Below are 13,960 nucleotides of genomic sequence, written 5' to 3' on the forward strand. Positions count from 1 at the left end.
CGATGACCCCATTAGTCAATGCAAACGAAAAACGTGCTGAAAACCATTTAGCTTCAGCAATCCGTTTCAACGGTTCAGTAGTGACTGTCCGCGAGTGGATTGACGCGTTGATCGCGCAAGGCTACAAGCCAAACGCCAAGGCTGTCCTGAAGGGCAAAGAAGCCAGCCGTATGCAATTGCACCGCTGGAACAATGCTCAGCAAACTGAGCACATGAAAAAACGTGCTAATGCTGGGACAAAAATTGAATACACGATGTCACATGAAGAAAGTGGTAGTTTCTATGACGTGAAAAAATTTGCGTTCGATTACGCTGTATCAATAGCAGGACCGGAATATGGTGAGCCAGAAGACCGTTGCTTCATCGTTTATGCAATTCCTCAGCTACGAAAAGGTGCTGAGTATGAGCGCTGTGTCGCGGCATACAAGCCCGTGTTTGCTGAGGATGAACAGCGCGCTTTGAACATCCTGCGCTTCGACTTTCCTTCAGCAAGGATCTTGTGGTTGGGGATCGCTAAAACTCAAGAACAAGCTTTGTCTCTGGCCGAAACCGCAATGGCCTGATGAGGCGTGCTAAAAAGTTCGACTCCAAGCCTGCACCAGATGGTGTGGGCTTTTTTGTCCGCAAAGCGTCGGCCTTTAACGTGGATTAAAAAAGTATCTTTTTTAAAATCATCGGCAGTGTATCGACCTGGAAATAGTTATGAAAACTGCCTTATTTCTTACCCTGTTCCTGCCTGCAATATCATTGGCTAAGCCACTGTTTATCGGTGATAGCTTAACCTATACCCTCGCGACGAGCGCAAAGAAGCACATCCCAGTAGACGGCCTTTATAAGGAGAGCACAGGGCTTACCGACCGCAGTTCGGTAAAGTGGAACGATTATGTTCAGACAATGAGTTTTCAGGACTATGAGACCGTGGTTATCTCTCTGGGGGCTAATGACGGCATCGGTGCAAACCAAGTCACGAACTACCAGCAGAAGGCAACACAGTTTATCCAGCAAATCCAGCAGAGCAACCCCGGTGCATCGATTATCTGGATATTGCCACCTGCAATGAAGAATCCTGCCACCGAAGCCGCCTTGGTAAATACCAGACAAGCAATCCGTCAGGCGGTGGATGAAACACAGATCGCTTTTTTCGACCCCGAGGTCGCTATTGGGCGTCAGTTTAACCTTACCGTGAACGATGTGCAGGTACGAACCCATGACGGGATACATTACACGAGCAAAGGTAGTGATTTGATAATTGGGAGGCTGTTCAACCAGTAAAAACAGGGGGAATGTATTTTATTTTGAACCTCTTTGTCAGCGCTGAACCTGTGGGATGATCTTCCTATCGAACCAACTCGGGTTTAAAAGGAAGATTCATGGGTGCCAACCGTAGAAACAAGTTTGGGGTCAGCCGTCGCTTTGCTGTCCGTTATGACCGGGCAAATGATCCGGAGTATATGGCTTTGGTTGAGCGATACCAGACAACTAAGCGATACAGCCAATCGGGCAAGGCGGGTGATGACGACCACAAGGAAAGCGTTCGCGCGCTTCATCATTACCACGGGAAAATAGCTGTGGAGTCCTTCCGGAAATAACATTTTCACTACTCGATATTGTTTCTCAAAATAATCTCTTTTCTATTATTCGTCAGCGGCTTAGGTCATGTTTTACTGGTTAAGTAAACAAAACAACGATACCAATAAGAAAAGAGGATTCACATGTCAGATAAGCAAGAATTTATCCAAAGTTTTATCGTCACGTTTAGTGCAGATGCGCCCATTGGATCCTTGCCCAAAGAAGGGTTGGAGTTTTTCCATTCATCTAATCGCAGTGTCTCATTCGGTTTTAATCGACTAAGTGGAAAAGAAGCGATTGGTAGCTTTCTTAGAGCGTTTAAGCCAGACCATGAGTTTGTGCAGCAGCTGGATGAACTGCTTGCGGCTCCTACGCCAGATGAAGGGGCATTGGAGGATTTGCGTGGTTGGATCAATGCGATGGAATGGACGGCAGAAGAGCTGTTGTATGAGCTTCGCAGCGTGGGGGTTATCTCCATTGTCATGAATAGCATCATTTATCGTGGCGCGTTTTTCCACACTGAAGTGACTGGCGCTGCCTATATCGGTGGAAAAATGGAATCGCTGGAATTGAGTGGGGAAACAGTCCTAAAGCAGCTTCATCAAGAGTTAAACGTACAGTACGTAGTCTGACACCTAATCGTTCGGTCTGATCGCAGGCCGAACATTATCGCAACGAGGAAACCCGTTATGAACCAGCTGAAAATCGACAAGCTAAAACAGCAATACGTTTTCACTCAAGACCGTGGTGTTTTCAAGGTCGGGATAGCCCTGCTGGCGAAGCGTGCAAAAGCCGTGGCTCAGTGGATGGGGGTTGTCGAACCGAAGAGCAAAGCAGGCTCTTTCGAGCATTACACCGAGTGTATGGCAATGATGGAAAAAGGCCATCAGTACGCGAAGCGCACCGGTTTGCAATGCACTGGGAACCTGAGTCCTCAGCTGGTGGGCTATGAAGGCGAACGGGTATCCGTTGTCGATAATGCTGGGCATACCCGAAGTTTCTGGGTTGCACGCACTCTGGGATGGATGCCAAGCCATCTTGAAGTTGATCGTCTACCAGCCATGTTCTGGCAGGACAACGATGAAGACGACGTACTGGCTGCTGAAAGCTATCAATCCGTCGTAGTGATCGGGTAAAGCAATTTAAGCCGTCAGCGTGGGGCTGGTGGCTAATTCAATATCAATAAATTGGGGTAAGAAATGCAAGTATCAAATGACGTCCTCGCAGTTCTGTCTGAAGCGCGTGTGGAGGGCAACAAACTCTTCCTGGAAGGCCAGCTGGATCGTCGCCTGTACACCAACACCAACAAGGTGCTTGAAGCCGCTGGTGGGAAGTGGAACCGCAAAGAGAAAGCCCATATTTTTGATGGCAGTGCGGAAGGGCGTATCGACGACATTATCCTGTCTGGATCGGTTGTGGTGCCAAAAGACGACTTCAACTTTTTTCCAACGCCGGAAAAAATCATCAATACGATGGTTACCAGTGCCAATATTCAGGACGGGGATCGAGTGCTGGAGCCGTCCTGCGGTGATGGGCGTATTGTCAAAGCTGTGGCTAAAGCGGCAAAAAACCTCAATATCGTGGCTGTTGAGCTGGATGAAAAGCGCGTTCAGCAACTGAACAGCGACCCTGAAATTACGTCGCTGGTAAACCCTGAATTTACGGGCACAAGCCTTGAACTGGTCAATGCTGATTTTCTCAGCCATGAAATGGACGAGAAATTCGATGTCATCATCATGAACCCGCCTTTCAAAAATAAGGCCGACATTAAGCATACAAACCGAGCGTTGGATCTGCTGCTTTCAGGTGGGGTGTATACGCAAGGTGGTCGCCTGCGGGGCATTTTGTCTGCGGGCGTGCTGTTCCGTGAAGATGCCTTGACCAAGGCCTTCCGTGAGCGTGTGAAACTGCTCGGGGGCTCATTCACTGAACTGGAAGACAAAGCTTTCAAAGAGTCCGGCACGATGGTCAAAACTGTTCTACTGGAAATTGACCTCTAACAGCCAATGTCAAAGCCGCCTTCGGGCGGTTTTTTCGTCAGCGATATCTGCTGAGTGATACTGGAACTTCCCGATACCGGGGGGGAACGCCATCCAAAGTGAGGCGCTGAAAAGAGCGCTGGGGGGATAGATGAAGCCACGAAACATTATCAGCGTAAATCCGAATTCAACCGTCTTTGGCGACCAGGGTAGTTGGGTTAACGAACACTTGCTGGAGGTGCTGATTAATCGCGGCATGTTCAGTTCGGCGTTAGAGCGATATCGCCAGAGGGGTAAAGGGGTGATGTCTGTTCCCGTACATATCAGCATCCGGTTGTTTGGGATCAGCGTATCGGGTGCGCACATGCTCATTACGCCGTATGGCCTGGTGTGCAAGTTCGATGATAACGAGTTGGGTGAGAGCTACTCATTCGACGTGAGTGGTGAAGCGCGAAAGCTGTGGAAAAGCGTTTGCCATATTGGCTGACAAGTTGGGGTTAAGGGGGTTGTCATGCTGGCACTACTGATCGGCACTTTAACGTTGATGACATTGTCCTTGCTGGTGCTGTGTGGATTGTATGCAAAGTACCAGTATCACGAAACACACAAATTGCCAGGGCTGCGAAGTCCAGTGGTTGTGTGTCTCTCGTTGGCGGTTAAATACATAGGCCTTTTTGGTTTGATGTTGACGGTGACAACGGCTTTCCTAGACTCGTTTCATATCCCAGCTTCAGGGGGGTTTGTGTTGATAGCTTTCGTGCTGCATGCGGGTCTTGGTGCGACCTGTACTGTTCTGCACAACCGGCAGCTAATTCGGTAAGATTGTCCACTGAATCAAAAAAGAAACCCGCATAAAAAGCGGGTTTTTTGTTAGTGTAGGAACTCGATTGTAACCGTTTAGTCTATGAAAATGGAGGCAGGGATATTAAAACGCGCAGACAGTTTTTTAATGTGCTCCAGTGTTAATCCTCGTTCACCGTTGAGGATGCGGCTAACGTATGAGCGCGAACCGAGCTCATCTTGAAAGTCTGTCGTATTAAGGTGGTATTGATCCATCAGCGTTCTCAATGCTGCTACACCGCCATTGCTTTTTGCTAAGCGCTCGTTAAATTCAGCAAATTCGGGCGCTGTTTTTTCATACGCATCAATCTTCGCGCAAATCAAGTCGATAAGCGGGTTGTCTGGGTCATTTTCGACAAGGTGCTCAACCAGTTGAACGGCTTTTTCATAGTCTTCGCGAGAATGGCTGTTTCCCAATAACGGCACAATGCTTATCAGGTTTTGTGCTGCGTTTACTGCATCTTGAAACATCATGCTTTTGTTCTCCGGTAGTGATCAGTCAACCTATCGTATTCAGCGTGGGTTGTTATATGTTTCACGAATATTTTCCCCCGGTCAAAGTCGGCAAAAAACATCATTCTTAATGAATTGCCACTGATGTCGATGACCCACCATTTCTCTCTATACTTCATCCGATCAAGGCTGGGGAAAACCTTTTTAAGCTCATCAGGCGTTTGATAACTGTCGCGCTTGAGTGTTCGATATATGTCAGATAGCGCCTGAGCACTGTTTGGAAATCGCTTGGATGCCTGGTCAAAAGGTTCTCTTGATATTACGTGCATTGCATCTCTCATGTTTCCTATTTGTCAACATTGTAGCATCTAAACTATTGGTTGCCAATATGGCAACTAATAAATTAATTATTCTGCTATCTATTCTTCGTCAGCGGTTGAGGTCATGCTTCAATAAAGAGGTAAACAAAACAAACAATATCAATAAAAGAGGTTTCTTATGTACTGCACAGTCAAAGAGTTAATCGCGCACCTGTCCACAAAAAATCAATACGATGTTGTGCTTTCCAAGCTGTGGGATACTGAAGACATCCACCAAGTTTTGTCTGACAATGAGATGGAACCCATTTCTGAATATGAGGCACACAAGGCGCTTCAGCTGGTGGATCGCACTTATGATGCAAACATCGGCATTACATGGGATACGCTGCTCTGTGCAGTGGAGTCGCCACGAAACCTAACAGCTGAGCAATATGCGCTGGCTAATACCTGCTTTACCGTACCTCGCGAACTGTACTCCGTCTGTAACGAAGTGACGCTCCCAGCTGGGTCAATTACCGTGGAGTTTGATGCGTTTGAGCTCCGCTCAGCTATCGCCACGTCCAAACTTACCATTGCAAAAAAGCATGAGCTCGGTGGCTTTGTTAAATCAGTTTCCGGCAGCTGTGATACACCCGCATTCCACTGGAGTGTTTACGCAGAGTGCCGCAACGGAAAATGCACGATCTGCTTGCAGGATAATTTCCAATCCAAAGAATATCGTTGGGTCGAAAAGAGCCTGCAATGAAATAGCGCTGTAACGCTTTCTACGATGCGATGTGGTACTCATCGCATCATTTCGCACAAAACATCGTAAAACTGCTGAGGATCGCCATGAGAGAGCCTCAGGGCATGAAAGGGTAACCAATGCTGACTGAACTTAAACTCCAAGATAATATTCGCTGTTTGAACGTAACGCTGAAATTTGACAAATCCGCGCTGATCGACGCTTTTGCTGTATTGGAAAGAAACCCGCAATTCCTCCATGTTGTCATCTATAGCGAAGCGACGTTCGACGACTTTGATGACTCGGATGAGAGTGTTGAAAACTGCATGAGCGACCCCGTTCTGGCGGTATGGCGATCTGGAGCGTGTATAACTTGGATAGACCGTGCCGATGACACTGAATTTCAGTGCGATTTGCCAAGCATCAGTGTACTGAACTCTACGAGGGATTACGCGTGACCAGTGAAGAAGCCATTAAGCATTTGAGACGCAGTATCTGGGACTTGTCAGGGCAAAAAGAAGCGCAGGCTGAGCGTGTGCTGGCTTACCTGAAAGTGCGTGTCAATCGCGCCAAGGGGCTGGTGGTGAATCCTATTAGCCCAAAGCCGATGACATTCATGCAAGCGATAAGACTGGGCTATATTCGGCAGCAAGGCAACTGGAAAGATGCGCCCTGGGTTTTCGATAACCGCATCATGCCCTCAGCTTCAGCTGCGTTAGATGAAGCTAACAGACAACTCAAAGCCCATTGGGCAGAATAGCCACCCAAACAAAAACCAGTACCTGTGTTGGGCGCTGGTTTTCACTTATCAACTTTTCAACAAGCTAGATCCTAATAATTAACCTAATTAGTTCCTAACAGATCCTAAAAGATCCCTGTCGCTCGCAGGCCGCTGGTGGCGTGGCCTACAGAGGATTGAGGTGAGTTTGAAAGGGAGGAAAGTGAGTTTGAAAGGGAAGAAAGTGAGTTTGGATGGGATTTGGGTGTGGTACAGTGGGAAACTCGGTGAGTCTGAAAGGGGAAAGCCGAGTTTTTATTCACAACCATGAGGGGTTATGGTTTGATGCAACAAAATTGTAGTAATAACATCCTGTTATTCAAGGATGCGATACCTGCTGACGAAAATTCGTCACACAGGAAACTCACAATAACAAACAGTTCGAGTGTTCAACCCGTCTCGTTATTGCGGCTTGGCGTGTTTACACCGAATATCCGATCGAAAGGAAAGGTTGGTAAGCCGTTGGACGCGAGCGAATCGCTCAGCTACCTGGAGTATGCCCGTAGTGAAGGCTACACCAACGTGGTGATCACCGGTCCACAGCTTAACTATTTCATTGATTTTCGTTGCTGGTTGGGGATTATCCATGCGTTTAGCGCATGTCCTGATGCTCTGCATGGAAATAAGATCAAGGTTAAATTCAGCGAGTTCTCGCAGTTCTGCGGGTATCCATCGAAGCGGCTAGATTCGAAATTGCGTAAGGAGATAGCCGACTCGTTAACTCGAATCAGGGCAAAGACCATCACATTCACAACGCCAGGTACCAAGAAGTTTTTGGTAACAGGCTTGCTGTTGAAGGCAGAATTTGATGTTGTCGATGATCTGGTTGTACTGGAAGCAGATGAGCGCCTTTGGGAGCTCTACAGCAATGACCACTTAAGTTTGTTACGACGCAAGCCGCTAATGGCACTGCCGAGAAATGAGACAGCCCAGGCGCTGTATACTTATTTCGAAGCGTTGCCACGACAGCCTGCGCCAATCCAAATGTCGAGGCTTCGTGAACGCTTGATGATGAATGGTAGGGTCGCAGACCAAAACCGTAAAATCACCGACGCTCTCAACGAACTGAATAGTATTGGCTATTTGCAATACGAGGTCATCAAGGCTGGACGGGACTCGGTCGTGCATGTTCACAACCGAAACCCGACGTTGGATTAAGCGAGTCATATCGGAAACCCGTCGAAAGGCGGGTTTTTTATTTGGTAAACAAAACGAATGAAAGAGTGAGTTTGAACGGGTAATTCTGATAGGAGTAAGCTTGAGAAAGGTGAGTTGTGGTGGGTATGCGTCCTGTCCAAAGTGAGTCGTAGCGGGTAACCTAGCGATAAAGTGTGTTATAGCGGGAACTGATCGGTTAAAAAGAGAACAAACTCAGGAGTTTTAGACAAGAAGCGGGCTGTAGGGACATAAAACAGGGTAAAAAATCAACATTATTCCCTTGCCATCCCATCCAATCACACCTTTTTCGTCAGGCCTTGATCAACAAGACTATATTTCCCGTTCAAACTCACCGAAACTAAGTATATATTTCCCGCTCAAACTCACTTTGGTGAGATTCGGGGCATGGTCTGAATGCAATAAAACAATAAAACTACCCGTTCAATCTCACCTTTTGACCTGGTGGCGAAAATTTCGTCACGGGCTTGGCTGGGGATACTATGGTATCAGGAGGAATTATGAATCAATTTGGTGAACAGCTGAAGCTGTACTCTGATCGCCAGCGCGATGAAAAAAAGCGGACGGCATTGGATGTTCAATACGTGCAGTCCGAAGGAAAAGAAGGTTTTCTGACGCTGAATATCTCGATGGCACCCATGACATTGGAAGGGCGCGATGTGCTCTGGGATCAGAAAATCACGATACAACTGTCCCGGTATGAATTGACCGCATTTTGCGGCGCTTTATTCGGGCTTGAAAAAGAAATGCGTGCTAAGTTCCACGGCGCGAACAAAAACAAAGGCTTTGTGGTAAATAACAATGGGTCAGTGGGTTGCGGCATGACGATCTCTGAAGCCGGGAATACAATGACATTCATGTTAGATCATGCTCGGCGAATAGAGTTGGGCGCTTTTGTACTGCGACGTCAAGCTGAAGCTTGGAAAATGTCAGCCAGTGATGTGTTGGCAATCATGCGTCAGTCGGTCAGTATCAAAAAACAGTGAGTTTGCTGAGGGGCAAACTTTCTGTTTGTGCTCCGTGGGGGAGCGATAAAAGGGGGTAAGTGTTGAAAAAGCCATTCCTGCTTCTGGCTGGTATGCTCATGTTGACAGCAGAGCTCCATGCCTCAGTCGATACATCCGATCAGCAACAGGACTCTCGCATTAATCAGATCGGTGCAAGCCCTGTGGAAACTCGGCCGTATTCTGAAATCAAACATCACGTCCATGATGGCCCGGTCGAATTATTCCTGGTTGAGGAAGTGACTTCCGTTGACCAGTCGCTGCACACCGTCGTTATTTACGACGGAAGCCGATACGAACTGAAAGGGCAGGTGGATTGGCTCAGTCCTGGAAAAGGCAACATGCCTCCTGGTGGCTGGGCATTCACTGTCTTCGCCTCTACAAAGGAAACATACGCTTGCTCGCCGGAGGTGGTGCAATCAGGCAACGGTTCATGTGTGCTGTTTGTGCCGAAAAATGAAGAAACACCGCTGTAAAGTCACAGCCCTGATTATCACAAATTTACAGACGATAATCAGGATGACGTTTCCACGGGCTGACAGGGAGGAAACCTAAAAGCCCATAAATTGAAGGTAGTCGGTATACCAGGATAATTATCCATTGTTGGGGTAACCGGCACGGCGACCGCCACCCGTAAGGGTTTTACAAACGAGTTGAGCATATGAAAATCATGATCAGGGTAATCGTATCTGTAGTGGCAATGGCCGTTTCCGCTCAGGTTGTTTCGGCAGAAATGCAATCGGTGAATTTTGTGGTGCCATCTTCAGTGGCAAATCAGGATCCGACCGGCGTAAAAAAATTACGCATGAATTTGGACCGGTTTTTTGTTAATTCTCTGGTCGAAGGGGAGCAGCAGCAACTGGTACAGCCGGTTTATTTTGAAGGGCCATATCGCTATTCACTGATCCGTGCCTTTGATGGCAATAACACCGTTATTCATCTGGCAGGCAGTAAACATGTTTTATCGGGTGTGTCGGGCAGGTTTACGCCTATGCAGGCGGGTAAAAAACTGGTGGCGTTACGTGACAGCGAAGACACCGTCTTGGTTTGTCAAGAGAGAGTGCTGCGGTTGAAGTTCGCTAAATGCTGGCAGGTTGTTCACAGTGATCTGCCGCTCGCAGTGATCCCAGAAGAAACCGAGTGAATGCATCGTAAAGTGGTCACTTTCGATCGCGCTACGTGAAATCCGAAGGAGTTTGCGGATGATTATGGCTGAATCGGTAGAATTACCGAGCTTGATTTCGTTGGGTATTACAGTTGCCAGTGCTGTGTTTTTTGTTTACTTCTGGAATAGGGATAGGCTGGGTTTTTTGTTGGTCCCGACGTTTTTTGTTTTTCTTTTGGCTTTGTCGGTCTTTTTGACTTGCTGTATGCTGCCAACTGTCAACACTGAAGACACGAAGCAAGCTAAGCATTATGCGACAGAATGCGTGTTGTTAGAAATGGGCATACCGACCCAGTTCGGCAGAATGAATAAACTGAAATGCCACGAGATCATCGAGCATGTTGGAACGGACTCTTACCAGTGGCATATGGCTCTGTACGAAAAGCTGAAGCAGAAAGAAAAGGTATAAAAAATCTGCGATCGGCGATCGGTGTGATATGCTGATGGCAACTGAAGTAGCGAGCGTGTCTGAGGGGACGCGCCGCGCGAGGGGTTCCCCCAGAGCGGGGTAGATTAAGCCACCAGCAAAATGCCGCACTAATCATGCGGCATTTTTGTTTCTAGCCATACATCACTTTAATGTAACTTCAGATCTGGAGTCATTCAGATATTTCAGGCATAAAGCTTTAAAGTCAGACTTCCATTCCTCAATTCGAAAATCATAGCGTTCTTGAAATGCACTTGTCTCTGTGTACATGGAGAACGCATAATTCTGATATAACTTTAGGGCAGTGACTGGCTGGTTAAGAGAGAAATATGCGTCGATGCATTCTTTCATCATCGGGTAGTTATGATTGGTTTTTGTGCCGCCGAAATTTAAGTCAAGCCCACCACTAGTGACTTTTTGAATAACAGGATCTGAGCTGAGCTCTGAAAAATCCATGCCTTGCTTCAAAAAATAAAGCACTTTGTCATGCGGTACTCCGAATCCCCAGTTCGACACATAAGAATTTAAGGCGGCTTTGATACTCAGAAGTCTATTTTTCGATTGTTGATATAAACCGGCTAAAGCGAGCCAGTATTCGCTGGATTCTGTGAATGAATTACAGGCCATTAGGCCGTAATGAATTGCATCCTCGATCTTTTGTTTTTCGCGAAAATGCTGTGATTGCTTAAACAAATTAACGGCAAGCAGGGGTTGTGTGCCCATTTCATCGAAAAGTCCAAAGTTTGCTTGTAGCCCTTTGATATCAAGGGCTACAGATAGTGTGTTATACGACAGTATTAACACTTGATACTATTACATTGAAAAATTAAAGGTTCTAATTTCCTCAGTAAGGAATTATCAATAAATAAAGATAGCGTTCGTTTAGATAATTCATAGGCCAATATATATGTTTTGACGAATGTATTTCCTTGGTATATCTTACACACATTAAATATAGGAGAAAGTATGGAACCACTACTGCTGTTTAAAATTTTAGCCGACCAAACCAGACTGGATATCGTGCTACTGCTAAAAGCATCTGGTGAACTGTGTGTTTGCGACATCTATACGGCCTTGAATTTATCGCAACCAAAGACTTCTCGACATCTAGCAATGCTTAGAGAGTCGGGTCTTTTGCTCGATTCAAAACATGGTAAATGGGTTCATTATCGATTATCTCCAGCATTACTACCGTGGGTGAAAAGTATCATTGATGTCACCTATGCCACAGAGAAAAATAGAGTTGCAGATTTACTCAAAAGCTTAGAGACAAAAGAACCTGCGAGTAGCTGTTCTATATAAAAATTTTTAAGTTAACATATTCGAAAAAACATATATAAGGTTGAGATATGAAAAAATTAGAAGTATTTGATCCCGCATTATGCTGTAGCACTGGTGTTTGCGGAACCGAAGTCGATCAAGCATTGGTAGACTTCGCAACAGATGTGGATTGGTTAAAAAAACAAGGGGCAAGTATAAGGCGTTTTAATTTAGCGCAAGAGCCTATGGAGTTCGTTAACAACACAAAAGCAAAAACATTTTTGGAAACCGCAGGCGCCGAGTCACTTCCACTATTGATTCTTGATGGTGAGATTGTGCTGACTGGTCGATACCCAAAACGACATGAGCTAGCAAGATGGTTTGGTATTCGGCCGAATATTGAAAAAGCCGAAATTGTTAAATCGTGTTGTGGTAATGGTAAAACGTGTTGTTAACAGGAGCAATAAAATGAAATTTTTAGATAACACACCTAATTATTTATTTTTTACTGGAAAAGGTGGTGTGGGTAAAACTTCTATTTCTTGTGCGACCGCAATTAAGTTGGCTGAAAAAGGGAAAAAAGTCTTACTGGTGAGCACTGATCCAGCTTCTAACGTTGGGCAAGTATTCTCTCAATCGATAGGCAACAATATTAAGCCAATAACATGGGTTCCAAATTTATTTGCTATTGAAATAGACCCTCAAGCTGCCGCTGAAGAATATCGAAACAAAATTATTAATCCAATCAAAGAAAGTTTACCTGAAGCGGTAATTCAAAGTATTACGGAACAGCTATCAGGTGCCTGTACCACAGAGATTGCAGCTTTCGATGAATTTACTGGGTTGTTAACCAATACCGAAATTACAAAGCAATTTGACTATATCATTTTTGATACCGCACCAACGGGGCATACCATCCGTTTATTACAACTCCCGAGTGCATGGAGTGATTTTATTACTGATAATCCTGATGGTGCGTCATGTTTAGGGCCAATGTCTGGTCTTGATAAACAACGTGAACAGTACAGCATGGCGGTGGAAGCGTTGAGTGATAAATCACTAACAAGGTTAGTATTAGTTGCACGACCTCAATCAGCGGCATTGAGAGAGGTTGCGAGAACCTATAGCGAGTTGTCATCTCTGGGTATCAGAAATCAGCAATTAATTGTCAATGGTGTTTTCCCTGAAACGGCGGTGACTGAAAATGATAAGTTATCCCATGCGCTCTACTCTCGTGAACAAGCGGCATTAGCATCTATGCCTGAAGCACTACGCTCGTTACCTGTCGATATTATTTATTTACAAAATATCAATATGGTGGGTGTCGATGCACTGAAGCAGTTGTTATCTAATGAGATGCCACAAATTCCAACTATTACCCCGACAAAACAACCTATTTCTTTACCCACCTTGTCAGAACTGGTTGGCGAAATATCTCAGCAACAGCATGGGCTGATTATGTTAATGGGCAAAGGTGGTGTAGGGAAAACAACGATTGCGGCATCAATCGCGGTTAAATTGGCAGAAAAAGGGCTTGATGTACATCTGACTACATCCGATCCAGCCGCGCATATTGAATCAACCCTCGATGGTGTTTTACCGAATCTTCAAGTTAGCCGAATTGACCCTATCGCTGAAACTGAACGTTATCGTCATTATGTCTTAGAAACAAAAGGGAAAGATTTAGATGCAGAGGGGCGCGCATTACTTGAGGAAGATTTGCGCTCTCCTTGTACTGAAGAAATTGCGGTATTCCAGGCTTTTTCTCGCATCATTAGAGACGCGGGTAAACGTTTTGTCGTCATGGATACTGCGCCGACTGGGCATACATTATTACTTCTGGATGCAACAGGGGCATACCATAAAGAAATTGCTAAGAATATGGGTGAAAAAGGCCACTATTTAACGCCGATGATGCAATTACAAGATCCTGAACGCACCAAAGTCATTATTACGACACTCGCTGAAACAACGCCTGTGCTTGAGGCGGAAAATTTGCAAAATGATTTAATACGGGCAGACATACATCCGTGGGCGTGGGTAATCAATAACAGTCTATCTATCACGGAAACAACCTCACCATTGTTACTTTCAAGAGCAGAACAGGAAGTCGCTCAGATTGAAAAGGTGACATCAACATTGGCAAAACGTGTTGCTATTGTTCCTTTGCTTGAAACAGAGCCTGTGGGGATATCTGCATTAAGTCAGCTCGCAGAATAAGTTTTATTTTCTAAAAATAAAAGGTGCGGAAAAGCACCTTTTAAA

General features: G+C 45.8%; 22 protein-coding genes. 19 read left to right on the top strand and 3 right to left on the bottom strand.

Annotated features, from left to right (window positions below; translation table 11 throughout):
* Positions 1-2 precede the first annotated feature (2 nt).
* The 8 genes from P3L37_RS18495 (at position 3) to P3L37_RS18530 (ending at position 4,368) form a co-directional block, all read left to right on the top strand.
* A complete protein-coding gene (locus tag P3L37_RS18495) occupies positions 3-563 on the top strand; it encodes a hypothetical protein (protein ID WP_042847048.1) in 561 nt (186 codons plus the stop codon).
* Positions 564-702: 139 nt separating this feature from the next.
* Entirely contained in the window at positions 703-1,272 is a 570-nt protein-coding gene (locus tag P3L37_RS18500) for a GDSL-type esterase/lipase family protein (RefSeq protein ID WP_072035184.1), read from the top strand.
* A gap of 98 nt (positions 1,273-1,370) precedes the next feature.
* Positions 1,371-1,589, top strand: coding sequence for a hypothetical protein (locus P3L37_RS18505; protein ID WP_042847047.1), 219 nt, complete (start codon positions 1,371-1,373; stop codon positions 1,587-1,589).
* Positions 1,590-1,712: 123 nt separating this feature from the next.
* Complete coding sequence (locus tag P3L37_RS18510; protein ID WP_042847046.1) at positions 1,713-2,201, top strand: hypothetical protein; 489 nt, start codon at positions 1,713-1,715, stop codon at positions 2,199-2,201.
* A gap of 57 nt (positions 2,202-2,258) precedes the next feature.
* Positions 2,259-2,705, top strand: a complete 447-nt coding sequence (locus P3L37_RS18515) for a hypothetical protein (RefSeq protein WP_052219361.1) — start codon at positions 2,259-2,261, stop codon at positions 2,703-2,705.
* A gap of 63 nt (positions 2,706-2,768) precedes the next feature.
* Positions 2,769-3,569, top strand: a complete 801-nt coding sequence (locus P3L37_RS18520) for a methyltransferase (protein ID WP_042847045.1) — start codon at positions 2,769-2,771, stop codon at positions 3,567-3,569.
* Between the two features lie 130 nt (positions 3,570-3,699).
* Positions 3,700-4,035, top strand: a complete 336-nt coding sequence (locus tag P3L37_RS18525; protein WP_042847044.1) for a hypothetical protein — start codon at positions 3,700-3,702, stop codon at positions 4,033-4,035.
* A gap of 24 nt (positions 4,036-4,059) precedes the next feature.
* Positions 4,060-4,368 carry a hypothetical protein gene (locus P3L37_RS18530; RefSeq protein ID WP_166268285.1) on the top strand — a complete coding sequence of 103 codons (309 nt, stop codon included), beginning with the start codon at positions 4,060-4,062 and terminating at the stop codon, positions 4,366-4,368.
* A gap of 77 nt (positions 4,369-4,445) precedes the next feature.
* Here the strand turns inward: P3L37_RS18530 and P3L37_RS18535 are convergent, their stop codons facing one another.
* Together P3L37_RS18535 and P3L37_RS18540 are read right to left on the bottom strand one after the other, a co-directional pair.
* Complete coding sequence (locus P3L37_RS18535) at positions 4,446-4,862, bottom strand: type II toxin-antitoxin system HigA family antitoxin (RefSeq protein ID WP_042847042.1); 417 nt, start codon at positions 4,860-4,862, stop codon at positions 4,446-4,448.
* A complete protein-coding gene (locus P3L37_RS18540; RefSeq protein WP_042847414.1) occupies positions 4,859-5,170 on the bottom strand; it encodes a type II toxin-antitoxin system HigB family toxin in 312 nt (103 codons plus the stop codon). The genes P3L37_RS18535 and P3L37_RS18540 overlap by 4 nt, the downstream gene beginning before the upstream one ends.
* A 169-nt stretch (positions 5,171-5,339) precedes the next feature.
* Between P3L37_RS18540 and P3L37_RS18545 the strand changes: the two genes are divergently transcribed.
* The 8 genes from P3L37_RS18545 to P3L37_RS18580 all read left to right on the top strand — a co-directional run bounded on the left by P3L37_RS18545 (position 5,340) and on the right by P3L37_RS18580 (position 10,417).
* Positions 5,340-5,906: a hypothetical protein gene (locus tag P3L37_RS18545; protein ID WP_206646164.1), complete on the top strand. Its 567-nt coding sequence runs from the start codon at positions 5,340-5,342 to the stop codon at positions 5,904-5,906.
* A gap of 119 nt (positions 5,907-6,025) precedes the next feature.
* Positions 6,026-6,343 (top strand): hypothetical protein, encoded by a 318-nt coding sequence (locus P3L37_RS18550; protein WP_042847040.1) that lies wholly within the window; start codon positions 6,026-6,028, stop codon positions 6,341-6,343.
* 23 nt (positions 6,344-6,366) lie between these two features.
* Positions 6,367-6,645: a hypothetical protein gene (locus P3L37_RS18555; RefSeq protein ID WP_162762192.1), complete on the top strand. Its 279-nt coding sequence runs from the start codon at positions 6,367-6,369 to the stop codon at positions 6,643-6,645.
* Between the two features lie 303 nt (positions 6,646-6,948).
* A complete protein-coding gene (locus P3L37_RS18560; RefSeq protein WP_052219406.1) occupies positions 6,949-7,821 on the top strand; it encodes a RepB family plasmid replication initiator protein in 873 nt (290 codons plus the stop codon).
* Between the two features lie 518 nt (positions 7,822-8,339).
* A complete protein-coding gene (locus P3L37_RS18565) occupies positions 8,340-8,825 on the top strand; it encodes a hypothetical protein (protein WP_226617273.1) in 486 nt (161 codons plus the stop codon).
* A 59-nt stretch (positions 8,826-8,884) separates the two neighbouring features.
* Positions 8,885-9,319 (top strand): hypothetical protein, encoded by a 435-nt coding sequence (locus P3L37_RS18570; RefSeq protein ID WP_042847039.1) that lies wholly within the window; start codon positions 8,885-8,887, stop codon positions 9,317-9,319.
* Between the two features lie 185 nt (positions 9,320-9,504).
* Entirely contained in the window at positions 9,505-9,987 is a 483-nt protein-coding gene (locus P3L37_RS18575; RefSeq protein ID WP_042847038.1) for a hypothetical protein, read from the top strand.
* A 58-nt stretch (positions 9,988-10,045) separates the two neighbouring features.
* On the top strand, positions 10,046-10,417 hold the full coding sequence (locus tag P3L37_RS18580; RefSeq protein ID WP_042847037.1) for a hypothetical protein: 372 nt from the start codon (positions 10,046-10,048) through the stop codon (positions 10,415-10,417).
* Between the two features lie 162 nt (positions 10,418-10,579).
* On the opposite strand, the gene P3L37_RS18585 is transcribed toward P3L37_RS18580, so the two are convergent.
* Complete coding sequence (locus tag P3L37_RS18585) at positions 10,580-11,158, bottom strand: hypothetical protein (RefSeq protein WP_042847036.1); 579 nt, start codon at positions 11,156-11,158, stop codon at positions 10,580-10,582.
* A 243-nt stretch (positions 11,159-11,401) separates the two neighbouring features.
* Between P3L37_RS18585 and P3L37_RS18590 the strand changes: the two genes are divergently transcribed.
* From P3L37_RS18590 to arsA, 3 genes are read left to right on the top strand one after another with little or no spacing between them, the layout of a single operon-like run.
* The gene (locus P3L37_RS18590) at positions 11,402-11,737 is read left to right on the top strand and encodes a metalloregulator ArsR/SmtB family transcription factor (RefSeq protein WP_042847035.1); all 336 of its coding nucleotides are present in this window, start codon (positions 11,402-11,404) and stop codon (positions 11,735-11,737) included.
* 47 nt (positions 11,738-11,784) lie between these two features.
* A complete protein-coding gene (gene arsD, locus P3L37_RS18595) occupies positions 11,785-12,150 on the top strand; it encodes an arsenite efflux transporter metallochaperone ArsD (protein WP_042847034.1) in 366 nt (121 codons plus the stop codon).
* 13 nt (positions 12,151-12,163) lie between these two features.
* Positions 12,164-13,915, top strand: a complete 1,752-nt coding sequence (gene arsA, locus P3L37_RS18600; RefSeq protein ID WP_102140129.1) for an arsenical pump-driving ATPase — start codon at positions 12,164-12,166, stop codon at positions 13,913-13,915.
* The last annotated feature ends 45 nt before the right edge of the window (positions 13,916-13,960 follow it).

This window comes from Providencia sp. PROV114 (genome assembly GCF_032704305.1).
In the GTDB taxonomy this organism is placed as follows: domain Bacteria; phylum Pseudomonadota; class Gammaproteobacteria; order Enterobacterales; family Enterobacteriaceae; genus Providencia; species Providencia rettgeri.